We start from the raw sequence: 25,155 nt of genomic DNA, 5'->3' as shown, positions 1-25,155 counted from the left end.
GTCGTTCCGGCTTGGTAGGCTGGTCGGCGGCGACAATTATTGTGTTTTCAGGCTGCGCCGGTGACGCTACCAAGGCGGCCGGAGCAGCGTCTGTCGGGATGGCTGATTGTGGCGACCAAAACTCAAGAGCTCAAGCTCGACATCGAGCGCATCGGTACGGTCTCCGCGATCCTGACGCAGCCCGAAAATGCGCGCGCCTGTTACGTGCTGGCGCACGGCGCAGGTGCCGACATGCGGCATGCGTTCATGGACAAGGTTGCGGAAGGCCTCGCGGAGCGCGGCATCGCGACGCTCCGCTTCAATTTCCCCTATATGGAAAAGAAACAAGGACGTCCCGACCAGCCGGCGGTCGCGCACGCCGCCATCCACGCGGCGGTCGCGGAGGCGGCGCGGCTGTGCCCCGGCGTGACGCTCGTCGCCGGCGGCAAGTCTTTCGGCGGGCGGATGACCTCGCAGGCGCAGTCCAAGGCTCCATTGCCTGGTGTCAAAGGGCTCGCCTTCCTCGGCTTTCCCCTGCATGCCGACGGCAAGCCGTCGGCGGAGCGCGCCGAGCACCTCGCCGGCATCGCTATCCCGATGCTGTTCCTGCAAGGCACGCGCGACAAGCTTGCCGACCTCGGCATCCTCAAGCCTGTCGTCGAAGGGCTTGGCCCGAAGGCGACGCTGCATGAGGTCGAGGGCGGCGATCACTCTTTCGCGGTGCTGAAGAAGTCCGGCCGTAGCAACGAAGAGGCGCTCACCGAGGTGCTCGACGCGCTCACGACCTGGATCGGCGGGCTCGCCTGAACTCAGGCCGAATAAAGCCCCTTGTCGCGCGCCTTCTGGATCGCCAGCGCGGCGATCAGGTCGAGGGTCGGCGTCGGCAGGCCCGAGGTGCGCGCGAAGGCGGCGGGCGCCTTCACCAGCACGTCGATCTCCATGGCGCGGCCGATCTCGTAATCCTGCAGCAGCGACGGCTTGTGGTTGGGGGCGGGGCCGCTGCGCGTGACGCGCTTGACCTCGGGAATGAAGTGCTGCGCGATGTCGTTGGCCTCGTTCAACATGCGCGGAATGACCTCGGCAAAGGCGGGGTCGTCGCGCACGCCGCGTGCGGTCTGGCCGGTCAGCAGGCACAGCACCGACAGCGACATGTTGGTCAGCAGCTTTGACCAGATCGCTTCGCGGATCTCGGCCACCGGCGGCGATTCCAGCCGCGCATCGTTGAGGACGCCGCGGAGTTTCGTGATGCGCTCGCAATTGCGGTCATCGCATTCGCCGATCAGCAGGCGGTTGCGGTCCGGGGTGAGGTTCTGCACCACGCCGGGCGAGACCACCTCGTTGGAGGAGAAGATCACGCCGCCGATGATCCGCTCCTTCGGGATGCAGGCGCGCAGGCGCCCGCCCGGGTCGAGGAAGGAAATGTCCGGCGGCGTCGGGTGCCGCGGCGGCAGGCCGATCCCGTACCACCAGGGAATGCCGTTCTGCGCGAACACGATCGCCGTGTCGTCTTGCAGCAGCGGTTTGATGCTGGAGACCAGTCCGGTCAGCGCGGTGGCCTTCAAGGTGCTGATCACGACGTCCTGCGGGCCGAGCTGGGCGGGATCCCCGGAGGCGTTCACCTTGGCGGTGACCTCGGAATCGCCGACACGCAGCTTCAGGCCGCCCGCACGCGCCGCCTCCAGATGCGCCCCCCGCATCACGCACGAGACCTCATGGCCGGCGCGCGCCAGCCGGACCGCAATGTGGCTGCCGACGGCGCCCGCGCCGAAAATGCAAATGCGCATGATGTGATGTCCCGTCCTGATCCCTTGCTGCCACCCCGCGCCAGCATGACACAAGCCGCCATGCGATGGACGCGGCCGCCCCACGCCGGAAAGATATGGATCAGGGTGCGTGGCCTCGGCCATAGTGCAGGGCAAACAAACGACCGGAGGATCGCCGATGACTGCCAACCCCGTTTTGTGGACTTTGGATGAGCGTGGGGTTGCGACCGTCACGTTGAACCGGCCGGAGGTCAACAACGCCTATGACGGTGCGCTGATCGCGGGCGTGCTCGCGGCTATCGACGATCTCGGCAAGAGGCCCAATTTGCGCGTCGTGGTCCTCCGGGGCAACGGCAAGCATTTCCAGGCCGGCGCCGACCTCAAATGGATCAACGGCGTGCGGCCGCAATCGGCCGAGGCCAACGAAGCGGCATCGCGGGCGACGTTCGAGGCCGTGCAGCGGCTCAACACGCTGCCGATTCCGACCGTCGCATTGGTGCAGGGCGGCTGCTTCGGCGGCGGTACCGGCGTGATCGCGGCCTGCGACGTCGTGATCGCGGCGGACAATGCCCTGTTCTCGATCACGGAGGTGCGCTGGGGCCTGACGGCGGCGATCATCATCCCGCAGCTTTGCGATGCCATCGGCGTGCGGCAGGTCCGCCGCTACGCGCTGACAGGCGAACGTTTCGGCGCCGAAGACGCCCGCCGCATCGGTCTCGTCCACGAAGTCGTGCCGCTCGCCGAGTTGGAGGCCGCCGGTGCAAAGGTGGTCGAGCAGCTCCTCGCCAACGGACCCGAGGCGATGGCCGAGACCAAGCGGCTCGCGCTGGAGAGCTCGTTCGGCGGGATGGCGGTGGACGATGCGGCGTACACGCGGCTGGTGCACCTGCATTCGGTCAAGCGCCAGAGCTCGGAGGCGGCGGAGGGGCTGGCCTCGTTCGCCGAGAAGCGGGCGGGGAATTGGGGCGGCGGGAAAGGCTGAGCGTTCTCGGCTCAGCAGCCGCGGCAGATGTTGTTGATGCTGCGATAGACGGCGTCGTCGTCCTGCCGCATCTGGCGCAGCGTTTCGAGCGTCTTGCCCTCATTCACGGGCGCAGCAGGCTTGCGCTTTGCGGCCAGTTCTTCCTCCTGCCGCATGTAGCAGGCCTCGCGATCGGCCTTGGCCTGGATGAAGCGGCAGTTCTGCTCCACGGCTGCGGCGGGAGTGGTGGAGATCGCAAGAGCGATCAGGGCTGGCAGGGCGAATTTCACGACTATCGAATCCATGGCGGCCCTTCTCTCAGGTCCGACAATCAAGAGCAACTGCGATCTTGTGACAGCCGCGCGACGCGGCTTACAGCGACGACGCGAGTGACGTTTTCAGCAGGGTGAGCAGCGCCTGCACCGCCGCCGCGTTGCGCCGGCGTTCGGGGATCGCGGCCTTCACCCACAATTCCGGAATCGGAAAGTCGCGCAGCACCGGCTTGAGCGTGCCGTCGCGCAAGGCATCGGCGACGAGATAATGCGAGATCAGTGCGATGCCGTTGCCGGCGATGGCGCTGCGCGCCAGCACGTGTCCCTCGTTGGAGGAGAGCAGCGGGCTGACCTGGATGCTGATGCGGCCGCGCGGCCCGTCAAAAATCCATTCCGGTCCCGTCGGCAGAAAGCTGAGGCAGCGATGCTCGACGAGGTCGCGCGGATGCTTTGGCGTGCCGTGCTTCTTCAAGTAGGCGGGGGAAGCGCAGAGCAGCCGCTTCAGCGCGCAGAGCGGCTCGTCGACCACGCCGCCGAAGGAGTGCGGGAAGGCGCCGATCGCAATGTCGAAGCCCTCAGTCACGGGATCGACCGGGCGGTCGATCAGCACGATCTCGAGCTTCAGTCGCGGGTTCTGGGTCTGGAAGGCGCTGAAGGCGTCGGCGAGGCGCGCCACCGTCAGCGAGGTCGGCGCCTTGATGCGGAGGTGATCGACGAGATCGTGGCCCTTCTCGCCCATGCGCGAGAGCAGGTCGGTGGCATCGGTGACGACGCCGCGCGCGCGATGCACATAGCGCTGGCCGGCGTCGGTCAGCCGCAATTGCCGGGTCGAGCGGTGAAACAGCGGCGTGCCGATCCGCGTCTCCAGCTGCGTGACGCGCTTGGCCACCACGGAGGTCGAGACGTTGAGCTTTCGCGCGGCGGCAGAGAAGCCGGCCGCATCCGCGGTGGCGAGGAACGCCTGAAGGTTCACCAGGATGTCCATCTCTGACCTTTCGCGATTCGAGAAAGCTGATCGCGTAATTTGGTGGATTGTAGCCCGCCTCGCGTTAATTCATAGTCGGTCCCAAGCAAGGATTTTCAGGGATAGGACGCGCCATGCGGGCCACGACGATCGAAGAACCAGCGCGCCAGGTGCCGCTCTACGGCGAATATGAGGTCGTCGTGCTCGGCGGCGGTCCGGCCGGCATTATCGCGGCGGCGTCGGCGGCGCGGGCAGGGCGGAAGACGCTGCTGATCGAGCGCTACGGCTTCCTTGGCGGCATGGGCACCGCGGCCGGCGTCACCAATTTCTGCGGCCTGCACGGCAACGTCTACGGCCAGGCCCACCGGCTGGTGCAGGGCCTGGCGTCCGAGCTCCTGGCACGGATCGACCTGCTCAACGGCCTCAACACCCCGCATCTGATCCTCGGCAAGGTCTTTGCCCAGGCCTACGACACCGCGGCCTATAAGATTGCGGCCGACGAACTCCTGGCAAGCCACAAGGTCAATATCCTCTTCCACGCGCTCGGCGCCGGCGTGGTGATGGGCGATAACAGCCGCATCGACGCGCTGATGGTCGAGACCAAGGCCGGCCGGCAGGCGGTGCGCTCGGAGATCTTCATCGACTGCTCCGGTGACGGCGATCTCGCGGTCTGGGCCGGGGCGCCGTTCGAAGTCGGCGACGAACACGGCCATCCGCTCTACCCGTCGATGATGCTCCGTCTCAACAATATCGATCCGGAAAAGGCGGGCGAGGCCTGGCGCACCATCCCGCAATTGATGGAAAAGGCGCTCGCCGCCGGCACCCACAAATTCCCGCGGAAAAGTGCCATCGTGCGGCCGCAGAAATCCGGCATCGAATGGCGGGTGAATTTCACGCAGGTCGCGCGCGAGGATGGCCACGCCATCAACGGCATCGAGCCCGACGATCTCACCCGCGGCGAGATCGAGGGCCGCAGGCAGGCGCTCGCCGCGTTCGAATTCCTGCGCACGGTGCCGGGTTTTGAGAAGTCCTACATCGTGGACCTGCCGCCGCAGCTCGGCATCCGCGAGACCCGCCGCATCAAAGGCGGCTACCAGCTCAGCGGCGAGGACGTGCTCGGCTGTGCCTCGTTCGAGGATTCCATCGGCGTCAACGGCTGGCCGATCGAGGCTCATGTTCCCGGCGATGTGATCTTCACTTTTCCGCCAATCCCGGAATCGCGCGGCTATAACGAGCTGCCCTACCGGATGCTGGTGCCCGAGGGCGTCGACAATCTGCTGGTCGCCGGCCGTTGCGCCTCGATGACCCATGAGGGCCAGTCGGCCGCCCGCGTCTCGGGTGCCTGTTTCGTGATGGGGGAGGCGGCCGGTTCCGCCGCCGCGCTGGCGCTCTCCGGAAACCGGATCCCGCGTGACATCCCCATTGAAAAATTGCAGGAAACGTTGAAACAACAGGGCGCCTTCATCGGACGGGACCAGCCCGTGCCCGAAGGGCTTTGACGGGCTGCAAGAGAACGACCAAGACAACGACGGAGGAAACCGGATGATCGGGATTGCGCGGCTCGCGCTTGCGGGCCTGGTGGCGATCATGGCGATGGGCGCGGCGCAGGCCGAGGACGCGCTGAAGGCCAGGATCGGCGTGCTCCGCCTGTCCTCCTCCGCGCCGGTCTTCATCGCGCAGGACAAGGGCTATTTTCGCGAGGCCGGCCTCGACGTCGAGCTGAAGTTCTTCGACGCGGCGCAGCCGATCGCGGTCGCCACCACCTCGGGCGACGTCGATTTCGGCGTCACCGCGTTCACCGCCGGTCTCTACAATCTCGCCGGCAAGGGCGTGCTCAAGGTGATCGGCGGCATGAGCCGCGAAAAAGCCGGCTATCCCCTGATCGGCTATTTCGCCAGCAACAACGCTTACGCGGCCGGGCTGAAAACGCCGAAGGACCTCGCGGGCAAGCGCGTCGCGGTCACGCAGGTCGGATCATCCTTCCATTATTCGCTTGGGCTGCTCGCCGACAAATACGGCTTCAAGCTCGCCGACGTGAAGATCATCCCGCTGCAGTCGCTGTCCAATGCGGCGGCCGCGCTGAAAGGCGAGACTGTCGATGCCGCGCTACTGCCGATCTCCACCGCGCGAAAACTGATGGATGAGGGCGGCGCGAAGTTCCTGGGCTGGGTCGGTGACGAGACGCCCTGGCAGCTCGGCGCGGTGTTCGCCTCGCCGAAGACGCTGACCAACAAGGCGCTGGTAACCAAGCTGCTCGGCGCTTTGGCAAAGGCTGACCGCGAATACCACGACGTGATCCTCGCCGCGATGAAGGACGGCGTGGCGCCCGTCAACGAGCAGACCAAGCCGCTGCTGGAGATCATCGCGAAGTACACCAATCTGCCGGTCGAGCAGGTGGTCGGCAATTGCGCTTACATCGATCCCGACGGCAAGCTCGACGTCAAGAACGTCGACAACCAGATCAAATGGCTCCAGGAGCAGGGCTTTGCCGACAAGGGCTTTGACGCCAATACGATCATCGCGAAGGACTATGTGAAGGCGGATTGATGCTTCCGTCATTCCGGGGCGATGCGAAGCATCGAACCCGGAATCTCGAGGTTCCGGGTCTGATTCTTCGGATCATCCCGGAACGACGGAGAACCGGATAGACGAGACAGCATGGACTTGATCGCCAACCACATCACCCACCGCTTCGGCGACCTCGCCGTGCTCGACGACGTCTCCTTCACCGTCAGCGCCGGTGAGGTGGTCGCGATCGTCGGTCCTTCCGGCTGCGGCAAGAGCACGCTGCTGTCGATCCTCGGCGGGCTGTTGCAGCCGACCTCCGGCGCGCCGGAGCTGCGCGGGGCGCCGCCGGCGGACAGTCTCAATCCGCTCACCTTCGTGTTCCAGGATTTTGCGTTGCTGCCCTGGGCGACGGTCGAGGAGAACGTCGAATTTCCGCTGCTGCACGCCCAGCTCTCGGCGGCGCAGCGCCGCGCGCTGGTCGAGGATGCGCTGCGCCGCACCGGCCTGACCGATTTTCGCAAGACCTATCCAAAGCAGCTCTCCGGCGGCATGCGCCAGCGCGTCGGGATTTCGCGGGCGCTGGCGGTCAGGCCTGCCATCCTGCTGATGGACGAGCCGCTCTCGGCGTTGGATTCGCAGACCCGCGAGTTGTTGATGGAGGACTTCGTCCGCCTGCTCGCCGACGGCGGCATGGGCGCGGTCTATGTCACGCACAATCTCGAAGAGGCGGCGCGGCTCGCCGACCGCATCGTGGTGCTGTCGCGCCGGCCCGGGCGGATCCGCGAGGTCGTCACCGTGCCGATGACGCGCGCCGAGCGCGGCGAAACCGCGGCGCGCGAAAAGCTGCTGTTGCTTCAGAACCAGATCTGGTCGCTGATCCGCCACGAGGCGATCGATGCCGAGCGCGAGGTCCAGCATGCTTGATCGCGCGTCGGTGGCGGAGACACCTGTCAAGAGCGAGGCGACCCGTCGCGTCCGCTTCCGCGGCGCGGGCTTCGTGCCGGCTAGCAGCCGCTTCGGCGGCTGGATCGCGCTCGCCCTCGTCATCGCGATCTGGCAGGCGGCCGGGAGCGCCGGTCTCGTCAATCCGCTGTTCCTGCCGGCGCCGTTGGCGATCGTGCGCGCGATCTACGAGCTGGCGATGTCAGGCGCGCTCTGGCAGCACCTGTCGGCCTCGCTGCTGCGCATCGGTGTCGGCTGGCTGCTGGGAACGGCGGCCGGCGTCGCCGTCGGCTTTGCCATTGGCCTGTCGCGGCTCGCGCGCAGCGTCGGCATCACTTTCATCTCGGCGCTGTTCCCGATCCCGAAGATCGCACTGCTGCCGCTGTTGATCCTCTGGCTCGGCATCGGCGAAGAGCCGAAGATCGCGACCATTGCCTTGGGCGTGTTCTTCTCGACCGCGATCTCGGTCTATAGCGGCGTCGATGCGGTGCCGCGCAACCTCATCCGCATGGCGCAGAGCTTCAACGTGCCCTTCGCCACCATTGTGCGCAAGGTGATCTGGCCGGGCGCGCTGCCGGCGATCCTCGCCGGCTTCCGCATCACCGCCTCGGTGGCCCTGCTGCTCGTCGTCAGCGCCGAGATGATCGGCGCGCAATACGGCATCGGCGCCTTCGTGCTCCAGGCCGGCAATCTGATGCAGACGGATCAACTGCTCGCGGGCGTCGTGATCCTATCGGTGTTTGGCCTCGCGGTGGGCAAGGTGATCAATCTGCTGGAGACGCGGTTGCTGCACTGGCGGTGAGACATACTCCGTCATTGCGAGCGCAGCGACGATGTGGATGGAGACGCGCGCCAAAACCTCCATTGTCGTCCCGGCGAAGGCCGGGACCCATAACCCCAGGGAGAAGTTTGGCGAAGACGGGTAGTTACTCTTCGCTGGTACTCACACCACCTGCCGTCGATAGATCATGCGGTATGGGTCCCGGCCTTCGCCGGGACGACACCGAATGTGAGGCTATAGCACCCCGCCTTACGCATTCCCGCGATCCTCGCGAAACAGGTCGAGCTTCTGCTGCACGGGCCGATCCGAGAAGCTGAACAGCACGGCGTCGTCGTCGGCCTCGTGCGTCACCCAGTGCCAGCTCGGCACCACGAACAGATCGCGCGGGCCCCATTCGAAAACGGCATCGCCGATGCGGCTGCGGCCGCGGCCTTCGATCGGGCAGAACACCGTCGCATCGGTGGAGCGATATCGCGCAGTCTTGAACCCCTTCGGCAGCAACTGGATGAAGGTGCCGATGGTCGGCATCGCAAAGTCGCCGGTCTCGGGATTGCTGAACTTCAGCTTCAGCCCATGGCAGGCGTCCCATTCCTGGCTCGCGCGAGCCTTCTCCAGCGCTTCACGGGTGTAGGCATAGGGATAGCTGAAGATCGGCGAGGTCTTCGAGCTCCGCTTCACGTCGACCGGCAGCAGATTGTGGCCATAGCGCGCAAAGCTGTCGCCGGCGGGCTTCGTGATCCTCTGCTGGTCCTCCTTCGAGCCTTCCGCAAAGGAGCAGTCGAAGAACTGCACCAGCGGGATATCGAGGCCGTCGAGCCAGAACATCGGCTCGTCGGTCTCGTTGGAATGATCGTGCCAGGTCATCGACGGCGTGATGATGAAATCGCCGGGCTCCATCGCGGTGCGCTCACCGTCGACGGCGGTGTGGGCGCCCTTGCCTTCGAGCACGAAGCGCAGCGCCGACTGGCTGTGCCGATGCGCGGGAGCGACGTCTCCGGGCACCACCATCTGTACGCCGGCATAGAGCGAGGTCGTGATTTTTGATTGCCCGCGCAGGCCCGGGTTCTCCAGCACCAGCACGCGGCGCTCGGCCTCCTTGGCCGTGATTAGCTTGCCGGCTTCACGCATGTAGTCGCGGATGACGTCGAATTTCCAGAGGTGCGGCCGGCAGGCGCTCTTCGGCTCCGGCGTGATCAGATCGCCCATCACCGTCCACAGCGCGGTGAGATTTTCGCCGTCGATCTTCTTGTAGAACGCCTCGCGTTCCGGCGTCTTGGTCACGGCTTCCATGGTGCGGCTCCCGTCGTTTTGTTGATTGACAGTATACTGACGATCTAGGTAGCGTCAATGTGACGGACGGCATACAAGGTTGTCGTCATTCCGGGGCGACGCGCCAGAGTCGAGCCCGGAATCCATAACCACGATCGGGAGTATGGATTCCGGGCTCTCGCTTCGCGAGCCCCGGAATGACAGAAAACAAAAGGGAGGGTTCCGATGAAGCTGCACGGCTATTTCCGCTCCAGCGCCGCCTACCGGGTGCGGATCGCGCTGAATCTGAAGGGCCTCGGCGCCGAGCATCTGCCGCATCATCTTCGCAAGGGCGAGCAATGCGCGCCCGCCTATCTTGCCATCAATCCGCAAGGGCTGGTGCCGGCGCTGGAGAACGATGGCGGTGCGGTGCTGACCCAATCGGTCGCGATCATCGAATGGCTCGACGAGACGCACCCCAATCCACCGCTGCTGCCGAAGGATCCGCTGCGACGCGCCAAGGTGAGAGCGTTTGCGCTGGCGATCGCCTGCGACACCCATCCGGTGCAGAACCTGAAGGTGCTGGCGCGGCTGCGCGAGCTGGGGCTTGCGGAGGAGAAGGTCCAGGACTGGGCCGCCTGGGTCAACCGCGAGGGACTGTCGGCGTGCGAAACGCTGATCAGGGACGAGCCGGGCCCGTTCTGCTTCGGCGATGCGCCGACGCTCGCCGATCTCTGCCTCGTGCCGCAGCTTGCCAACGCGCGCCGCTTCGGCGTCGACGTCTCGGCCTATCCGCGCCTGCTGAAGGCGGAGGCTGCCGCCAAGGCGCTGCCGGCGTTCGCCGATGCCGCACCGGAGAAGCAGCCCGATGCCGAGTAAGCCTCCTCCCCCGATCACGATGGACGCGATCTATGCCGCGCCGGGCTATCTGTTCCGGCGCATGCAGCAGATCGCGGTCTCGATCTTCATGGAGGAGTGCAAGGCGTTCGATCTCACGCCGGTGCAGTATGGGGCGCTGATCGCGATCCACACCCATCCCGGCATCGATGCGACGCGGCTGTCGGCGGTGATCGCGTTCGACCGCTCCACCCTCGGCAGCGTGATCGAACGGCTTCAGGCCAAGGACTATATCGAGCGCAAGCCCGCGCCCGAGGACAAGCGGATCAAGCTGCTCTACCTGACCAAATCAGGCGCCGCGATCCTGCGCGAGATCATTCCCGCCGTCGAACGCGCCCAGGCGCGCATGCTGGAGCCGCTGAAGCCCACTGAGCGCAAGGCGCTGATGGGACTTCTGGTGCAGCTCGTCGATCTCAACAACGAAGTCTCGCGGGTGCCGCTGCGGGCCGAGGACGCGCTGGAGCATCTGGGGAAGGGCGGGTGAACGAGTGAGTAAGACGCTGATGTTGCAACAATAGCGGTGTCATTCCCCGCGAAGGCGGGGAATCCAGTACGCCGCGGATTCTCCGTATTCCTCACCGTCCCGGCGTACTGGATCGCCCGCTTTCGCGGGCGATGACAGCGAGAGTGTGGTTGCGTGCTGCGTCCCTAACAGTGCCTGGCCTCACATCCGCAGCAACGCCTGCCGGTCGATCTTCCCCGTCCCCGTCTTCGGCAGTTCGTCGATGAAGATCACCTCGCGCGGATATTTGTAGGGCAAGAGCTTGCCCTTCACGTAATCCTGTAGCCGCCGCGTCGCTTCGCCTTGGTCGGTGGTGCGGCTGTTCATCACCACCACCGCCTTCAGCGTCATGCGACGGTCCGGCAGCTCGGCGGCGAACACCGCGCATTCGCGGATGTCGGGGTGATCGGCGAGGCAGAGCTCGACCTCGAGCGGATAGACCCACTGGCCGGAGATCTTGATGAGATCGTCGGCGCGGCCGCGGAAGAAGTGGAAGCCGTCGGCATCGCGGACGAAGCGGTCGCCGGTGTAGATCCACCCGCCCTCGCGGATGGTCTCGGCGGACTTGTCCGGCCGATTCCAGTACAGTGGCGTGTTGGAATCGCCGCGCACCCACAAGATGCCTTCCTCGCCGTCGCCGACCTCGCTTCCGTCCTTGTTGCGCAGCGCGACCTCGTAGCCGGGCACGCGCAGGCCCGCGGCGCCGAGCTTCTTCCGTTCGGGACGGTTGGAGAGATAGATGTGCAGCACCTCGGTCGAGCCGAGGCCTTCGACGATTTCGAGCCCCGTGAGCGTCTTCCAGCCGTTGAAGACTTCGGCCGAGAGCACTTCGGCTGCGGAGAGCGCCATGCGCAGCGACGAGAAGTTCGTCTGTTGCGCGCCCTCGGCCTTGGTCAGCGAGGTGTAAAGCGTCGGCAGGCCGAAGAAGACGGTCGGCCTGTATTGCTCGATCGCCGCGAAGATCGTCGCCGGCTTCGGCTGTCCCGGTAGCAGCAGCGTCGCCGCGCCGACCGAGAACGGGAAGGTGACGGAGTTGCCGAACCCGTAGGCAAAGAAGATCTTCGGCACCGAGAAGCAGATGTCGTCAGGCGTCAGCTTCAACACATTCTGCGCGAAGGCCACCTCGCTATAGGTCATGTCGTGCTGGAGGTGCACGATGCCCTTGGGCCGGCCGGTCGAGCCGGACGAGTACATCCAGAACGCCATCTCGTTGCGATGGGTATTCGCTTCCGCAAGCTCGGCCGGGAATTGCGCAAGCCAGCTTGCCGCCGCGACCGCCGCAGGCGCAGCACGCTCGCCCATTTCGCCATTGACGACGATCAGCGTACGCAGGCTCGTGTCCTTGCGCGCCTCTGCATTGAAGCGCGCGCAGAATTCGGACTCGGCCACCGCGACGGTCGCGCCGGAATCGGCGAGATAGAATTGCAACAGATCCGGCGGCGTCAGCGTGTTGATCAGGAGCGGCACGAAGCCGGCACGCACGGCGCCGAAGAAGGCGGCGGGATAAGCCGGCGTATCGTCGAGGAACAGCAGCACGCGATCGCCACGCTTGAGGCCGAGCGAGATGAAGCCGTTGCCCCAGCGGCAAGCCTCCGCGCAGAGCTCGGCATATGTGCGCGTGCCCGCCGGACCAATCAGCGCGAGCTTGTCGCCATATCCCTTGCCGAGATTGTCGAACAGCACGCGGCTGGCGTTGTAGATTTCCGGAACGGCAAAGCCGATCTCGCGTGCGCCCGCGCTGTCCGCGGGCACCTGGTCGCAAATCTCGTTGCTCATGCGGTAGCCTCACTGGCCGCATCCCCACCGTTCTTGGCGGCCTCGTAACGCGCCATGAAGGCCGGCGACATCGCCCGCAGCCGGGAATCGTCGATGCGGCCGGAGCGGGTGATGTAGCTGTAAGCAAAATCCATCAGGTCGAGCTGCATGTGCTGGGCAAAGTTCTCGTACCAGGAGGCGCTGGTTCGTGCGGCGTCGACGAGCTTCTGCACGACCGGTTTGCGCGCGGCCTGGTAGCGAAGCAATGCGGTGTTCAGATGCGCATCGGATTCCAGCGCCTTGACCAGCGCGATCGCGTCCTCGATCGCGAGCCGCGTGCCGGAGCCGATCGAGAAATGCGCCGAGTGCAGCGCGTCGCCGATAAGCACCATATTCTTGAACGACCAGTGCTCGTTCCAGACCCAGGGAAAATTGCGCCACACCGATTTGTTGGAGACGAGGCAGTGGCCGCCGAGCGTGTCGGCGAACACCTCCTCGCAGACGCCCTTGGACTGTTCGACGTCCTTGTAGGCGAAGCCATAGGCCTGCCAGGTGGCGTGGTCGCACTCGACCAGGAAGGTGCTCATGGTCGGCGAATAGCGGTAGTGATGGGCGTTGAAGGCGCCGCGGTCGGTCTTCACAAAAGTCTGTGACAGCGTGTCGAAGCGCTTCGAGGTGCCGTACCAGACGAACTTGTTGGAGGAGTAGGACAGCGAGGTGCCGAAATCGCCCTCGTAAGCGCGGCGCACCAGCGAGTTCAAGCCGTCGGCGGCGACGATCAGATCGTGGCCGTTGAGCTGGTCGATCCCGTGAATTTGCGTGTCGAAGCGCGGCGTGACCCCGACATCGAGCGCGCGCTGCTGAAGGAACTGCAAGAGCTCGAGCCGCCCGATCGAGGAGAAGCCGACCCCGTCGATGGCGACGCTGCCGCCCTGCAGGTTGAGCGTGATGTTCTCCCAGCTCTCCATATGCGGCGCGATCGCATCGACCGTCTCGGGGTCGTCGGCGCGCAGGAACTCCAGGGCCTGGTCGGAGAACACCACGCCAAAACCCCAGGTCGCGTCGGCCGGGTTCTGTTCGAACAGGTCGACTTGATCCTCGGGATGACGCTTCTTCCAGAGATAGGCGAAGTAGAGCCCGCCGGGCCCCCCGCCAATCACGGCGATCCGCAACGTCTGCCTCCCTAATTGACAGTATACTTACTATCTAGGGGTAGACTAATGTGCTCCGGCCTCCCGCGCCAGCAGAATTATCGGCCAAGCGCGGCGCGCCAAAGCTCGCTTTCGGACCTGCGTCTTGCGCGTGTCCGAAACCGTCAGGCGCGAACCATAGCCAAAGCGCGCCGGCTTGGCCACCCGGGGATCAGACGCAGCGCTTCACGTAGACCCCGTCCACCAGCACCCTGGTACAGCGGACCACCGGAACCGGCTTGCGGACCACGACGGCCGCGTTCGGCCCGGCGCAGCCGGCGCGATAGACGCCGCGGGCGCACACCACCGCGTTGGCGTCGGTGGCCTCGAACGTCATGGTCGCCCCGAAGGCGAGGAGTGCAGAAGCAACCAGCAGCAATGAACGCATGTTGTCCTCCCGGTCTTGTCGTGATCGAAATCGATATCCGCAAAGGTTGATCGCGGCAGGCGTGCGAGAATTCATTCGCGCATGCCGCCGATCGGTGTCGTGCACTCCGGCGCGTCGCCGTGCGCTGCCTTATCGCGCCGCGAACGGCGCCAGCACGTCCTTGCACGCGGGCGACAGCGACGCGGCATTGCTGGCGATGCATTGCACGATGCGGCCGCCGCCGGGCGCGACGCCGGCGCACAGCGTGCGGATGTCGGCGCCGCAGGCCGATCGGACGATGAACAGCTCTTCGCGCGGCCGCAGCGGGCGCAGAACGATCACGGCTGGCGCGGCCGCCGGTGCTGCCGCCGCCGCAGGGGCTGCGCCCGCAGGCGCTGCCGTTGCTGCTGCGCCGCCGCCGGCCGCGGCGCTCAGGGCCTTCTCGCAGGCGGGCGAAACCTTTGCCTTGTTCTTCTCAAGGCATTCGAGCGCGGGCGCACCGCCCGGCGGCACGCTGGCGCAGACCTTGGGATAGTCGGCGCGGCACGCGCTCTTGACCGCAGCAACCTGCGCGCTGCTCGGTTGCTTGGCGGCAGCTGCCTTCGGCGCTGGTGCGGCGGCGGGCTTTTCGGCGGGCGCCGATTCAGCCTTCGGCGCCGCAGGCGCCGTTTCCGTCTTGGACTCGGTCTTGGGCGCAGCTTCGGTCTTTGGCGCGGCCGGCGCGGCTTCGGTCTTCGGAGGCGCAGCCGGCTCGACCGCGCGAACCGCGGTCTGGCATCCAGGTGACAGGCTCGACATGTTCTTCGCCAGACATTGATACGCTTCCACGCCGCCGGGCGTGACGCTCGAGCAGTGCGCCATGAAGTCCGAGCGGCATGCGGACCGGATCGCGCTCTTCTGCGCGTCGGTCGGCGCTTGCGCGAACGCGCCTGTTGCAGTTGCGAAGAGCACGGCCGCGAGCAACGCCGTGCGCGTTGATGCATGTTTCAACGTGTTGAACATCTGAGTGAATTCCCGCCCTGTCGGTAGCGCCGACGATTTTCAAATGTGATTCAAGCGCAATCGTCGCGAGTGATGCCTCGCGCGCGGTATCTTTGGATGCTTTGGCCGCTACCGCAAGTGGATAATGCCGGCGCAATTGCGACGTAACTGGAGCATGATCCGGACCCGAAGGGCCGCGTCAGCGCAAAGTGTGCAGCGGTTATCCCTCGCGACAGACGCGGAACGCGTTTGCGCGGAGATCATGCTCAAGCAATACGTCGTCAGAGCTTGACCATGCGCTTGCCGCGGTTCTCGCCCGCGAGCAATCCGATCAGCGCTTTCGGCGTGTTCTCCAATCCGTCGATGATGTCCTCCTGCACCTTCAGCTTGCCGGATTTGACCCAGCCCTGGAGCTCGGCGAGCGCGCGCTGGCTGTCCTTCATGTAGTCCATCACGATGAAGCCCTGCATGACGAGCCGCTTCACCACGATCAGGCCGGGTACGCCGCGCGGACCGTGCGCGGCAGGCGCACCGTCATATTGCGAGATCGCGCCGCAGCAGGCGATGCGGCCGTAATTGTTCATCTGCGGCAGGCAGGCTTCCAGAATGTCGCCGCCGACATTGTCGAAATAGACGTCGATGCCCGTTGGCGCGGCCGCGCGCAGGGCCTTGAACACCGCGCCGTCCTTGTAGTCGACGGCGGCATCGAATCCGAGCTCGGAGGTCAGCCAGTTGCACTTGTCGGCGCCGCCGGCGATGCCGATGACGCGACATCCCTTGATCTTGGCGATCTGCCCGACGATCGAGCCGACCGAGCCGGCCGCCGCGGAGACCACGACGGTCTCGCCCTCTTTGGGCTTGCCGACCTCCAGCAGGCCGAAATAGGCGGTGAGGCCGGCGATGCCGAACACGCTGAGCAGATGCGTCATCGGTTCCAGCTTCGGCATCTTGGTGAGATGCTTTGCCGGCACCGCGGCAAACTCCTGCCAGCCGGTGTCGCCGAACACGATGTCGCCGGCAGCCAACCCCGGCGCCTTCGAGCTGACGACCTCGGCGATGCCGCCGCCGGCCATAACGCTGTTCGCTTCGACGGCTGAACGATAGGTCGCGCCATGCATCCAGGCGCGGTTGGCGGCGTCGAGCGAGATGTAACGCACGCGCAGCAAAGCCTCGCCGTCCTTCGGCTCGGGCATCGCGCCGTCGACCATCTTGAAATGTTCAGGGCCGAGCTTGCCGCTGGGTTTTTCGACCAGAAGAATCTGGCGATTGATGCTGCCGCTCATGGCGTTTCCCTCTCCGTTTGTTTGACGATTATTGATGCAGCTGCCGCAAAGAAAACGTGCAGGCGCATTCGTTGTGCGCTGCATGAAGGCTAGATCGCGGGGGGCCGTTTCACAACGGGAACATCCGGCCAACGCGGCCACCCGGCAAGCGAGTTGCGCAGCCGCCATATCTGCGACATCATGAAGCGCCGGTGTACGTGGGGGTAAGCAATGTCGAACAGGTTTACGCAATACATCTTGGGCGCGATGGTGCTGGGCATCATCATGGGCTCGGCGATCTACAACTTCCTGCCCGATACGCGCGCCGACTGGGCCTCGTCCATCAACCTGATCGCCATGATGTTCCTGCGCCTGATCAAGATGATCATCGCGCCGCTGGTGTTTGCGACCCTGGTCGGCGGCATCGCCCATATGGGCTCGGGCGCCAAGCTCGGCCGCATCTTCGCCAAGACCATGGGGTGGTTCATCAGCGCCTCCTTCGTCTCGCTGATGCTCGGCCTGATCATGGTCAATCTGCTTCAGCCCGGCGCCAACTTCCCCGGCACGCTGCCTGCGGCAGGCCAGTCGACCGGCCTGCCGGTCTCCGCCTTCTCGATCGAGAAATTCCTGACCCATCTGATCCCGACCTCGATCGCGGACGCGATGGCGCAGAACGAGATCCTCCAGATCGTGATCTTCGCCGTGTTCTTCTCGGTGGCGATGGGCGCGATGCCGGAGCGCTCCAAGCCGATCCTGGCGCTGATCGACGATATCGGCCACATCATGCTCAAGGTGACGAGCTATGTGATGCTGTTCGCGCCGCTCGCGGTGTGGGCCGCCATCACGGCGACGGTGGCCAAGAACGGCCTGCTGGTGCTCTGGAAGCTCGTCGTGTTCATGGGCGGCTTCTATCTCTCGCTGGCGCTCCTGTGGACGATCCTGGTGATCGTGGGCTTCATCGTGATCGGGCCGCGCTACAGCCACCTGCTGAAGCTGATCCGCGAGCCGCTGATGATCGCGTTCTCGACCGCGAGCTCGGAAGCGGCTTATCCGAAGACGCTGGAGGGCCTCAACCGCTTCGGCGCCTCGTCGCGGATCTCGAGCTTCGTGCTGCCGCTCGGTTATTCCTTCAACCTCGACGGCACGATGATGTACTGCACCTTCGCGAGCATCTTCATCGCGCAGAGCTACCACATCGACATGCCGCTCGGCACGCAGCTCGCGATGCTGGCGACGCTGATGATCACCTCGAAGGGCGTCGCCGGCGTGCCGCGCGCCTCCCTCGTCGTGATCGCCTCGACGCTGGCGCAGTTCAACATCCCCGAGGCCGGCCTGCTCATGATCATGGGCATCGACACCTTCCTCGACATGGGCCGCAGCGCGACCAACGTGATCGGCAACACGCTCGCGACCTCGGTCGTCGCGAAGTGGGAAGGCGAGCTTGGGCCCGAGCATGCGATGGGACCGGGCGACGCCGTTCCTGATGACATGGTGCCGGGCGAAGTGCCCGCCATGGCCGGCCATGGTTAGGAGCACACCATGGGCCAGACACTGACAAGGTCAGTGATCGGCGGCTGCCTCTGGCTCGCGGCATCGTTGCTCGCGACCACAGCACTCGCCCAGACCGGGAGCGAAGGGCTCAGCCCGACGCTGTCGGCTATCAAGAAGGCGCATGTCGTGCGGCTCGGGTATCGCGAGAGCTCGCCGCCGTTCTCCTTCCTCGACCAGTCGGGCCGCCCGATCGGCTACAGCCTCGAACTCTGCGAGGCCATCGTCGAGGAGATCGGCGTCGAGGTCGACGATCCCAATCTCAAGATCGACTACGTGAAGGTCACCTCGGACGACCGCATCGACGCGGTGCTCCAGAACAAGATCGACCTGGAGTGCGGCTCGACCACGGCCAATGCCGAGCGCGCCAAGCGCGTCGCGTTCTCCCCCTTGATGTTCGTCGCCGGTACCAAGCTGATGGTGCCGAAGGCGTCCAGCGTCCAGTCGCTGACCGACCTGAAGGGCAAGACCATCGTGGTGACGAAGGGCACCACCAATGAGCAGGCGATCCAAGCGGCCGACAAGAAATCCTCGCTGGGGCTGACCATCGCCGTCGGCGCCGATCACGAGCAATCGTTCCAGATGCTCGCGGACGGCAAGGCGGATGCGTTCGCGACCGACGACATCCTGCTCTCCGGCCTGATCGCGCGCCACAAGGCGCAGGACAAGTACCGCGTCACCGGCGACTATCTGTCCTACGACCCCTACGGCATCATGTTCAGGAAAGGCGAGCCGCAATTGTCGGCCGTGGTCGAGCGCACCTTCCGCAAGCTCGGCTCCAACCGCGACCTCGTCCCGCTCTACAACAAATGGTTCACCGCCAGGCTTCCGACCGGCGAACGGCTCAACGTGCCGATCTCGCTGCAACTCGAGGAAGCCTTCAAGGCGATGGACGATTCGGCGAGCGCGAATAATTAGGCGGTTTGAGTGGCGGTGATCGTGCCGCGGTCTCGATGCACCCTCTTCCCTTGTGGGAGAGGGTGGCTCGCCGCATAGCGGCGAGACGGGTGAGGGGTATCTATCCGCACGAGCAGTCATACAAGTGGAGAGAACCCCTCATCCGGCGCTCCGCGCCACCTTCTCCCACAACAAGGGGAGAAGGAATGGCAGCGTGCGCTTGGCGCTCAGCTTGTCTTCCCAAACACCCGGTCCAGCGCCGCGTCATACGTCGCCTGCACCAGCTCCGGATGGAGCTTCGCCAGCGCCTCCATCATCACGCCGGAATTGATCTCGAGCACGCGCCAGGCGCCATCCACGCGCACCACGTCGATCGAGGCGAAGGCGATGCCGATGGCGTTGGCGGCGTCGACGGCGAGCCTCACGCATGCCGCGCGCACCTCGCCATTCTCCATCAGGACCGGCCGCGCGCCGGCGTCGAGATTGTGCCGCCAGTTCAGGATGCGCCGCTTGCCGTTCGGGACGACCGCATTCACCTCGCGCGCTTCGAGCTCGCGGAGCTGCCCGTCGTGTCCCGCCGCGATCGCGAGCTCGCGCAACGTATGCTCCCCGTCGCCGACGACCGACGGCCGGTCCTTGCGGTAGACGATCATCGGCTTGCGATCGAGCAGGATCACGCGGACCTCCTCCTCGATCTCGACATAAGGCGCGATCACGAGGCCGAGGCCCGACGAAAAAACCTCGCAGACGGCGCGATCGAGCTCGGCAGCGCTCGTCACCTTGAACACCGCGCGTCCGGACGTGCCCTCGTTCGGCTTCACCACCACGCCTTGCGGGTGCTGCGCAAGCAGCGCCAGCATCGCTTCACGCCAACCAGGGCCGGCGACATGCGCGCCCATGCTCGGGTTGAGGAAGAGATGATGAGGAACGCAGGGCACGGCTTCAAGCGACAGCGCCTCGGCGGTCGCCGATTTGTCGTTGGCGAGGCGATGCGCGATGGCGCTGTTGAGGCCGATGTCGTAGCCGAAGGCGAAGTGGCGCGCCTCGCCCCGGCGCATCGCGATCAGCCAGCCACCGGCGCGGATGTCGACGGCAATGCCATGTCGGGCGCAATAGCGCCTGATCGCCTGGACGAAGATGCGTTCGCTGCTGGCCATGGGTCTCAATCATTCCTGTCGCCAAAAGCCGCAAAAATGCGGGCATCGGCGCCAAGCCGGGGTGAAGATCAGAGCTATTCTTAATGAAATTCTCGCGAGCGCGACGGAAATTAAGTGCTGCCATCGAGCCCGAAAGGGAAAAGAAATTGCCCTCTGTGCGCGCCGCGCAGCAGATTCATTAATGATGCGGCCAATTCCACCGCAAGTGCCGGTTTGATCGGCATCAATTGCATCCGAAACGAGGTTGATTATTGGTCTCAATGGCGTAGATCACACACGCGAAATCCTCCGCCATGGCAATGGTGTCCGCCCTGCTTTCAGGGCCGGGCAGCGCTTTTGCCCTAAAACCGCAATTATTCGGAATATCGAAAATCATGAGCGCGTTTTACCGAGAGAAAGTTCTTTCCGTCCAGCACTGGACCGACACGCTGTTCAGCTTCCGCGCCACGCGCGATACCGGCTTCCGCTTCCAGAACGGCCAGTTCGCGATGATCGGCCTCGAGGTCGACGGCCGTCCGCTGCTGCGCGCCTACAGCATGGCGAGCGCCAACCACGAGGAAGAGCTCGAGTTCTTCTCGATCAAGGTTCAGGACGGTCCGCTCACCTCGCGCCTCCAGAAGATCAAGGAGGGCGACACCATCCTGGTCGGCCGCAAGGCGACCGGCACGCTGATCACCGACAACCTCATCCCGGGCAAGCGGCTGATGCTGCTCTCGACCGGTACAGGCCTCGCGCCGTTCGCGAGCCTGATCAAGGACCCCGACGTCTACGAGCAGTTCGAGACCATCGTGCTGGTGCATGGCTGCCGCCAGGTCTCCGAGCTCGCTTATGGCGAGAAGCTCGTCGCCAATCTGCGCGAGGACGAGCTGTTCGGCGAGCTGCTCGCGGACAAGCTGGTCTATTATCCGACCGTGACCCGCGAGCCGTTCCGCAATCGGGGCCGCATCACCGACCTCATCAGCTCCGAGCAGATCTTCAACGACATCGGACAGGGCCCGCTCGACATCGCAACCGACCGCATCATGATGTGCGGCAGCCCGGCGATGCTGGAAGAGCTGAAGGTGATGTTCGAAGGCCGCGACTTCATCGAGGGAAGCGGCAACAAGCCCGGCCATTTCGTGATCGAGAAGGCGTTCGTCGAGCGGTAAGTTCTGTTGAATGAGTGGCGCGATCTCGCGTCAACACTCAACTCGTCGTCCCGGACAAGCGCAGCGAAGCGGAGCGCCGATCCGGGACCCATAGCCACAGGATGTGGTTTGGCGAGGACGCGCAGTGACAGCTCTCTCAGTCACGAAATCCTGTGGTTATGGATCCCGGGTCTGCGCTGACGCTTGCCCGGGACGACAGCTGAACCTGTGGAAACGCGTCTGCGCTCCATGGGCAGCCGGTTGAGGCCCACTGGCCCGGCCGCCCCACTATTCCCATCCCCACTCCCTCTGCTGCACTGCAAAAGCCTAACCTCTCGGCGGATTGATCTGCGGCGGCGGAATTCGCTAGCCTGAAACAAGGGCCGCGTCATATCCGTATGAAAGGCGCGGGCGTATCGTACCGCCTCAAGCTGGCGAGAGGATGGGAATCGTGGCCGACGAAAATAGCAAAGCGCCAAAATCGAAGCGTGGGCCGTTGGAAGAGGGGGCCATGGAAACCCTGCTGATGCCATTCTCGCCGCGCTTCATAGTGCTGACGATCTGCGCGGTCGTCACCGCGCTCCTGATCGGCTTCGGCATCGCCGACCGCAAGATCTTCGACATCCTGCTGATCCCGATCCTGATCTTCGGCGCCCTGACGCTGCTCGGCGTCCGCGACCTGCTCCAGAAGAGCCATGCGGTGCTGCGCAACTACCCGATCTCGGCGCATATCCGCTTCCTGCTCGAAGAGATACGCCCCGAGATGCGGCAGTATTTCTTCGAGAGCGAGAAGGACGGCATGCCGTTCTCGCGCGACACCCGCGCGGTGGTCTATCAGCGCGCCAAGATGCAGCTCGACAAGCGTCCGTTCGGCACCCAGGAGGACGTCTACCGCGAGGGCTATGAGTGGATGCATCACTCGGTGTCGCCGAAGGCGCATGCCGAGGAGAAGTTTCGCGTCGTCGTCGGCGGACCGGACTGCAAGAAGCCCTACTCGGCCTCGGTGTTCAACATCTCGGCGATGAGCTTTGGCGCGCTCAGCCCGAACGCGGTGCGTGCGCTCAATGCCGGCGCGAAGAAGGGCGGCTTTGCCCATGACACCGGCGAGGGCGGCTTCAGCCCCTATCACGCAGAGATGGGCGGCGACATCATCTGGGAGATTGGCTCCGGCTATTTCGGCTGCCGCCATCTCGACGGCTCGTTCGATCCCGAAGCGTTCGCGCGCGTCGCCGGCCAGGACCAGATCAAGATGGTCGAGCTCAAGATCAGCCAGGGTGCCAAGCCCGGCCATGGCGGCGTGCTGCCGGCGGCAAAGGTCTCGGAGGAGATTTCCAAGATCCGCGGCGTGTCCATGGGCGAGGACTGCATCTCGCCGGCCTCGCACCGCGCCTTCTCGACGCCCGTTGGCATGATGCAGTTCATCGCTGAGATGCGCCGCCTCTCCGGTGGCAAGCCGGCCGGCTTCAAGCTGTGCATCGGTCATCCCTGGGAATTCCTGGCGATCTGCAAGGCGATGCTGGAGACCGGCATCTATCCCGATTTCATCGTCGTCGACGGCAACGAAGGCGGCACCGGTGCGGCGCCGCTCGAGTTCATGGACCATCTCGGCATGCCGATGCGCGAGGGCGTCAATTTCGTGCACAACGCGCTGATCGGCATCAATGCGCGCGACCGCATCAAGCTCGGCGCCTCCGGCAAGATCGCCACCGCGTTCGACATGGCGCGGGCGATGGCGATCGGCGCCGACTGGTGCAATTCGGCGCGCGGCTTCATGTTCTCGCTCGGCTGCATCCAGTCGCTGAGCTGCCACACCGACCGCTGCCCGACCGGTGTCGCGACGCAGGACCCGACGCGGGCGCGCGCGCTCTACGTGCCGCTCAAGATCGACCGCGTGCACAATTACCACCATGCCACGCTGCATTCGCTGACCGAGCTGATCGCCGCGGCCGGCCTCGAACATCCCCAGCAGCTGCGCCCGATCCACTTCAGCCAACGGAGGTCGACGACCCAGGTGCAATCTTTCGCGCAGCTCTATCCGGCGCTGCGTCCGGGAGAATTGCTCGAAGGCACGGAGGACCCGCGCTTCCGCGACGCCTGGCGGATGGCGCGGGCGGAGACGTTCCAGCCGGCGCTGTGAGGCGCCGGGCCACGGCATGATGCGGCCCGCGCGAGGCCATGAAATTGTCGCGAGCAGAGCGGGGGCTTAACGTCTGATTCAACTTTGGGTATAGTTCATCCCATGGACGAGCGACGCAACAAAGCCAGGCATCGCGTGCTGAAGGCCGGAACGATCGAGTTCGGTGGCGGCGCGATCGACTGCACCGTCCGCAATTTCTCAGACACCGGCGCAGCCCTCGACGTCACCAGCCCGGTCGGCATTCCCGAACACTTCACCCTGCTCATCCAGGCCGACGGAAAGCATCTGGCGTGCACCGTGGTCTGGCGCAAGGAAAAGCGGATCGGTGTGAGGTTCGGGTAGGCGCCTGCATCTGGCATGAGCGCGAACCACAATCTCAGCTGTCGTCCCGGACAAGCGTCAGCGCAGATCCGGGACCCATACCGCGTGATCGATCGATTGCGGTTGGTGGTAGTACCGAACCCCAGTCTTCGCCAAACGGCTTCCTGGGAGTATGGGTCCCGGATCGGCGCGCGCTTGAGGCGCGCTTGTCCGGGACGACGAGTGGAGATTGGCGCGACAGCATGCGTCACTTCACGCGAGCGCGCACTCACGCCGCCGCCTGCTCACCCCGACGGCTCGCCAGAATCTTGTCGATCCTTCTTCCGTCGAGATCGACCACCTCGATGTGCCAGCCGCCGAGGTCGAAGGCGTCGCCGACATTGGGCAGCACGTTGAAGTGTTGCAGCACGAGGCCCGCCACGGTGTAGAAGCGGTGGTGCGGCGGCAGCTCGATGCCGAGCAGCTCGCAGAATTCGTCGACCGGCATCCAGCCGGCGACCAGCAGCGAATCGTCTGCGCGCTTGACATAGGCCGGCTCCGGCGGGCCTTCCTCGGAATGGAACGCGCCGACGATCGATTCCAGAATGTCGGCCGCGGTGACCACGCCTTCGAAGGCGCCGTACTCGTCATAGACGAAACCGACATGGACCGGAGCGGCCCTCAGGATCGCGAGCACGTCGCGGGCATCCGCCGAGGCGGGAATGCTTGGCGCTTCGCGAACAAGCGCCCGCAGATCGGGCGTGCGTTCGCTCATGAACGCGACCAGCAGGTCCTTGGCCTGGAGCACGCCGATCGGCTTGTCGCGTTCGCCGTCCGAGGCCGGAAAGCGCGAATGCGGGCTCTTGGCGATGATCTGCTGAATGGCTTCCGGTGTGTCGTTCAGGTCGATCTCGTCGACCTCCGTGCGCGGCGTCATGACGGCGCCGACCGGCCGGTCGCCGAGCCGCATCACGCCGGCGATCATCTCCTTCTCGCCGGGCTCGAGCACGCCGGCATTTTCGGCTTCGCTGACGAGATGATGGATCTCGTCCTCCGAGACCTTCTCCTCGGCCTTGCCGCCGCGGCCGAGCAGCGTGAGGATCAGCTTGCCGGAGAGATCGAGCAGGAAGACGAGCGGCAGCGAGATCCGCGCCAGAACATGCATCGCGGGCGCGACCTTGACCGCGATGCTCTCGGGGTCGCGCAGCGCCACCTGCTTCGGCACCAGCTCGCCGACGATCAGTGTGGCGTAGGTGATGAGCGTGACGACGATGCCGACGCCGACGATGTCGGCGATGCCGGCGGACAGGCCGAGCTCGACCAGCCATTGCGCCAGCCGTTGCCCGAGCGTCGCGCCGGAGAATGCACCCGAGAGCACGCCGACCAGCGTGATGCCGATCTGCACCGTCGAGAGGAATTTGCCGGGATCGGCCGCCAGCGTCAGCGCGCGGTCGGCGCCGCGCACGCCCTTGGCGGCGAGCAGCGAGAGGCGGGCCGGACGGGACGAGACCACGGCCAGCTCCGACATGGAGAGCAGGCCGTTGATGACGATCAGGACGACGACGATGACGAGTTCGACCGAGAGCATTGATGTTCCGGAGGTACGCGAGTGCGGCC

General features: G+C 65.2%; 24 protein-coding genes. 13 read left to right on the top strand and 11 right to left on the bottom strand.

Going from position 1 to position 25,155, the window contains the following annotated elements; genetic code table 11:
* The first annotated feature begins 108 nt into the window (after nt 1-108).
* Nucleotides 109-786 carry an alpha/beta hydrolase family protein gene (locus tag BJA_RS00590; RefSeq protein WP_038966631.1) on the top strand — a complete coding sequence of 226 codons (678 nt, stop codon included), beginning with the start codon at nt 109-111 and terminating at the stop codon, nt 784-786.
* A gap of 2 nt (nt 787-788) precedes the next feature.
* On the opposite strand, the gene BJA_RS00585 is transcribed toward BJA_RS00590, so the two are convergent.
* Nucleotides 789-1,763 (bottom strand): ketopantoate reductase family protein, encoded by a 975-nt coding sequence (locus tag BJA_RS00585; protein ID WP_011082949.1) that lies wholly within the window; start codon nt 1,761-1,763, stop codon nt 789-791.
* 157 nt (nt 1,764-1,920) lie between these two features.
* On the opposite strand from BJA_RS00585, the gene BJA_RS00580 reads away from it, so the two are divergent.
* The gene (locus tag BJA_RS00580; protein WP_038966630.1) at nt 1,921-2,724 is read left to right on the top strand and encodes an enoyl-CoA hydratase-related protein; all 804 of its coding nucleotides are present in this window, start codon (nt 1,921-1,923) and stop codon (nt 2,722-2,724) included.
* Between the two features lie 11 nt (nt 2,725-2,735).
* On the opposite strand, the gene BJA_RS00575 is transcribed toward BJA_RS00580, so the two are convergent.
* Both BJA_RS00575 and BJA_RS00570 read right to left on the bottom strand, forming a co-directional pair.
* Nucleotides 2,736-3,008, bottom strand: a complete 273-nt coding sequence (locus tag BJA_RS00575; protein WP_051000323.1) for a hypothetical protein — start codon at nt 3,006-3,008, stop codon at nt 2,736-2,738.
* A 67-nt stretch (nt 3,009-3,075) separates the two neighbouring features.
* On the bottom strand, nt 3,076-3,960 hold the full coding sequence (locus BJA_RS00570) for a LysR family transcriptional regulator (RefSeq protein ID WP_011082947.1): 885 nt from the start codon (nt 3,958-3,960) through the stop codon (nt 3,076-3,078).
* A gap of 113 nt (nt 3,961-4,073) precedes the next feature.
* Between BJA_RS00570 and BJA_RS00565 the strand changes: the two genes are divergently transcribed.
* The 4 genes from BJA_RS00565 (at nt 4,074) to BJA_RS00550 (ending at nt 8,191) form a co-directional block, all read left to right on the top strand.
* On the top strand, nt 4,074-5,438 hold the full coding sequence (locus tag BJA_RS00565; protein ID WP_011082946.1) for an FAD-dependent oxidoreductase: 1,365 nt from the start codon (nt 4,074-4,076) through the stop codon (nt 5,436-5,438).
* 43 nt (nt 5,439-5,481) lie between these two features.
* Nucleotides 5,482-6,486, top strand: coding sequence for an ABC transporter substrate-binding protein (locus tag BJA_RS00560; protein WP_011082945.1), 1,005 nt, complete (start codon nt 5,482-5,484; stop codon nt 6,484-6,486).
* A gap of 111 nt (nt 6,487-6,597) precedes the next feature.
* The gene (locus BJA_RS00555) at nt 6,598-7,371 is read left to right on the top strand and encodes an ABC transporter ATP-binding protein (protein ID WP_011082944.1); all 774 of its coding nucleotides are present in this window, start codon (nt 6,598-6,600) and stop codon (nt 7,369-7,371) included.
* Nucleotides 7,364-8,191 (top strand): ABC transporter permease, encoded by an 828-nt coding sequence (locus tag BJA_RS00550; protein ID WP_038966629.1) that lies wholly within the window; start codon nt 7,364-7,366, stop codon nt 8,189-8,191. The genes BJA_RS00555 and BJA_RS00550 overlap by 8 nt, the downstream gene beginning before the upstream one ends.
* Before the next feature lie 228 nt (nt 8,192-8,419).
* Here BJA_RS00550 and gtdA read toward each other — a convergent pair whose 3' ends face one another.
* Nucleotides 8,420-9,460 carry a gentisate 1,2-dioxygenase gene (gtdA, locus tag BJA_RS00545; RefSeq protein ID WP_011082942.1) on the bottom strand — a complete coding sequence of 347 codons (1,041 nt, stop codon included), beginning with the start codon at nt 9,458-9,460 and terminating at the stop codon, nt 8,420-8,422.
* 204 nt (nt 9,461-9,664) lie between these two features.
* Between gtdA and maiA the strand changes: the two genes are divergently transcribed.
* Both maiA and BJA_RS00535 read left to right on the top strand, forming a co-directional pair.
* On the top strand, nt 9,665-10,297 hold the full coding sequence (gene maiA, locus BJA_RS00540; protein ID WP_011082941.1) for a maleylacetoacetate isomerase: 633 nt from the start codon (nt 9,665-9,667) through the stop codon (nt 10,295-10,297).
* Entirely contained in the window at nt 10,287-10,799 is a 513-nt protein-coding gene (locus BJA_RS00535) for a MarR family winged helix-turn-helix transcriptional regulator (protein ID WP_038966628.1), read from the top strand. Before maiA ends, BJA_RS00535 begins: the two co-directional genes overlap by 11 nt.
* 180 nt (nt 10,800-10,979) lie before the next feature.
* Here BJA_RS00535 and BJA_RS00530 read toward each other — a convergent pair whose 3' ends face one another.
* The 5 genes from BJA_RS00530 to BJA_RS00510 form a co-directional block, all read right to left on the bottom strand.
* Nucleotides 10,980-12,593, bottom strand: coding sequence for a benzoate-CoA ligase family protein (locus tag BJA_RS00530; RefSeq protein WP_011082939.1), 1,614 nt, complete (start codon nt 12,591-12,593; stop codon nt 10,980-10,982).
* Nucleotides 12,590-13,744 carry an FAD-dependent monooxygenase gene (locus tag BJA_RS00525; RefSeq protein ID WP_028175116.1) on the bottom strand — a complete coding sequence of 385 codons (1,155 nt, stop codon included), beginning with the start codon at nt 13,742-13,744 and terminating at the stop codon, nt 12,590-12,592. Before BJA_RS00525 ends, BJA_RS00530 begins: the two co-directional genes overlap by 4 nt.
* Nucleotides 13,745-13,934: 190 nt before the next feature.
* On the bottom strand, nt 13,935-14,150 hold the full coding sequence (locus tag BJA_RS00520) for a hypothetical protein (RefSeq protein WP_038966627.1): 216 nt from the start codon (nt 14,148-14,150) through the stop codon (nt 13,935-13,937).
* A 129-nt stretch (nt 14,151-14,279) separates the two neighbouring features.
* On the bottom strand, nt 14,280-15,131 hold the full coding sequence (locus BJA_RS00515; RefSeq protein ID WP_011082937.1) for a cysteine rich repeat-containing protein: 852 nt from the start codon (nt 15,129-15,131) through the stop codon (nt 14,280-14,282).
* A gap of 260 nt (nt 15,132-15,391) precedes the next feature.
* Nucleotides 15,392-16,393, bottom strand: a complete 1,002-nt coding sequence (locus BJA_RS00510; RefSeq protein WP_011082936.1) for an NADP-dependent oxidoreductase — start codon at nt 16,391-16,393, stop codon at nt 15,392-15,394.
* Nucleotides 16,394-16,603: 210 nt separating this feature from the next.
* Here BJA_RS00510 and BJA_RS00505 point away from each other — a divergent pair, with 210 nt between their 5' ends.
* Both BJA_RS00505 and BJA_RS00500 read left to right on the top strand, forming a co-directional pair.
* A complete protein-coding gene (locus BJA_RS00505; RefSeq protein WP_011082935.1) occupies nt 16,604-17,902 on the top strand; it encodes a dicarboxylate/amino acid:cation symporter in 1,299 nt (432 codons plus the stop codon).
* A gap of 9 nt (nt 17,903-17,911) precedes the next feature.
* Entirely contained in the window at nt 17,912-18,838 is a 927-nt protein-coding gene (locus BJA_RS00500; protein WP_011082934.1) for an amino acid ABC transporter substrate-binding protein, read from the top strand.
* 206 nt (nt 18,839-19,044) lie between these two features.
* On the opposite strand, the gene BJA_RS00495 is transcribed toward BJA_RS00500, so the two are convergent.
* Nucleotides 19,045-19,974 carry an ATP-grasp domain-containing protein gene (locus BJA_RS00495; RefSeq protein ID WP_011082933.1) on the bottom strand — a complete coding sequence of 310 codons (930 nt, stop codon included), beginning with the start codon at nt 19,972-19,974 and terminating at the stop codon, nt 19,045-19,047.
* 374 nt (nt 19,975-20,348) lie between these two features.
* On the opposite strand from BJA_RS00495, the gene BJA_RS00490 reads away from it, so the two are divergent.
* From BJA_RS00490 to BJA_RS00480, 3 genes are all read left to right on the top strand, one after another.
* The gene (locus BJA_RS00490) at nt 20,349-21,122 is read left to right on the top strand and encodes a ferredoxin--NADP reductase (RefSeq protein WP_028175111.1); all 774 of its coding nucleotides are present in this window, start codon (nt 20,349-20,351) and stop codon (nt 21,120-21,122) included.
* Between the two features lie 490 nt (nt 21,123-21,612).
* Nucleotides 21,613-23,238, top strand: a complete 1,626-nt coding sequence (locus BJA_RS00485; RefSeq protein WP_011082931.1) for an FMN-binding glutamate synthase family protein — start codon at nt 21,613-21,615, stop codon at nt 23,236-23,238.
* A gap of 102 nt (nt 23,239-23,340) precedes the next feature.
* A complete protein-coding gene (locus BJA_RS00480; protein ID WP_011082930.1) occupies nt 23,341-23,580 on the top strand; it encodes a PilZ domain-containing protein in 240 nt (79 codons plus the stop codon).
* Between the two features lie 247 nt (nt 23,581-23,827).
* On the opposite strand, the gene BJA_RS00475 is transcribed toward BJA_RS00480, so the two are convergent.
* Nucleotides 23,828-25,126 carry a hemolysin family protein gene (locus tag BJA_RS00475; protein WP_011082929.1) on the bottom strand — a complete coding sequence of 433 codons (1,299 nt, stop codon included), beginning with the start codon at nt 25,124-25,126 and terminating at the stop codon, nt 23,828-23,830.
* Nucleotides 25,127-25,155 lie beyond the last annotated feature (29 nt).

Source organism: Bradyrhizobium diazoefficiens USDA 110, from assembly GCF_000011365.1.
In the GTDB taxonomy this organism is placed as follows: Bacteria; Pseudomonadota; Alphaproteobacteria; order Rhizobiales; family Xanthobacteraceae; genus Bradyrhizobium; species Bradyrhizobium diazoefficiens.
This window is presented reverse-complemented; position numbering and strand designations above follow the sequence as displayed.

Bases quoted from the DNA above. Each gene is read 5' to 3' on its own strand.
- BJA_RS00495 (WP_011082933.1), bottom strand. From the start codon at position 19,974: ATGGCCAGCAGCGAACGCATCTTCGTCCAGGCGATCAGGCGCTATTGC.
- BJA_RS00555 (WP_011082944.1), top strand. From the start codon at position 6,598: ATGGACTTGATCGCCAACCACATCACCCACCGCTTCGGCGACCTCGCC.
- BJA_RS00535 (WP_038966628.1), top strand. From the start codon at position 10,287: ATGCCGAGTAAGCCTCCTCCCCCGATCACGATGGACGCGATCTATGCC.
- BJA_RS00485 (WP_011082931.1), top strand. From the start codon at position 21,613: ATGGAAACCCTGCTGATGCCATTCTCGCCGCGCTTCATAGTGCTGACG.
- gtdA (WP_011082942.1), bottom strand. From the start codon at position 9,460: ATGGAAGCCGTGACCAAGACGCCGGAACGCGAGGCGTTCTACAAGAAG.
- BJA_RS00515 (WP_011082937.1), bottom strand. From the start codon at position 15,131: ATGTTCAACACGTTGAAACATGCATCAACGCGCACGGCGTTGCTCGCG.
- BJA_RS00530 (WP_011082939.1), bottom strand. From the start codon at position 12,593: ATGAGCAACGAGATTTGCGACCAGGTGCCCGCGGACAGCGCGGGCGCA.
- BJA_RS00505 (WP_011082935.1), top strand. From the start codon at position 16,604: ATGTCGAACAGGTTTACGCAATACATCTTGGGCGCGATGGTGCTGGGC.
- BJA_RS00475 (WP_011082929.1), bottom strand. From the start codon at position 25,126: ATGCTCTCGGTCGAACTCGTCATCGTCGTCGTCCTGATCGTCATCAAC.
- BJA_RS00570 (WP_011082947.1), bottom strand. From the start codon at position 3,960: ATGGACATCCTGGTGAACCTTCAGGCGTTCCTCGCCACCGCGGATGCG.
- BJA_RS00585 (WP_011082949.1), bottom strand. From the start codon at position 1,763: ATGCGCATTTGCATTTTCGGCGCGGGCGCCGTCGGCAGCCACATTGCG.
- BJA_RS00480 (WP_011082930.1), top strand. From the start codon at position 23,341: ATGGACGAGCGACGCAACAAAGCCAGGCATCGCGTGCTGAAGGCCGGA.
- BJA_RS00500 (WP_011082934.1), top strand. From the start codon at position 17,912: ATGGGCCAGACACTGACAAGGTCAGTGATCGGCGGCTGCCTCTGGCTC.
- BJA_RS00575 (WP_051000323.1), bottom strand. From the start codon at position 3,008: ATGGATTCGATAGTCGTGAAATTCGCCCTGCCAGCCCTGATCGCTCTT.
- BJA_RS00510 (WP_011082936.1), bottom strand. From the start codon at position 16,393: ATGAGCGGCAGCATCAATCGCCAGATTCTTCTGGTCGAAAAACCCAGC.
- BJA_RS00560 (WP_011082945.1), top strand. From the start codon at position 5,482: ATGATCGGGATTGCGCGGCTCGCGCTTGCGGGCCTGGTGGCGATCATG.
- BJA_RS00550 (WP_038966629.1), top strand. From the start codon at position 7,364: ATGCTTGATCGCGCGTCGGTGGCGGAGACACCTGTCAAGAGCGAGGCG.
- BJA_RS00520 (WP_038966627.1), bottom strand. From the start codon at position 14,150: ATGCGTTCATTGCTGCTGGTTGCTTCTGCACTCCTCGCCTTCGGGGCG.
- maiA (WP_011082941.1), top strand. From the start codon at position 9,665: ATGAAGCTGCACGGCTATTTCCGCTCCAGCGCCGCCTACCGGGTGCGG.
- BJA_RS00490 (WP_028175111.1), top strand. From the start codon at position 20,349: ATGAGCGCGTTTTACCGAGAGAAAGTTCTTTCCGTCCAGCACTGGACC.
- BJA_RS00565 (WP_011082946.1), top strand. From the start codon at position 4,074: ATGCGGGCCACGACGATCGAAGAACCAGCGCGCCAGGTGCCGCTCTAC.
- BJA_RS00580 (WP_038966630.1), top strand. From the start codon at position 1,921: ATGACTGCCAACCCCGTTTTGTGGACTTTGGATGAGCGTGGGGTTGCG.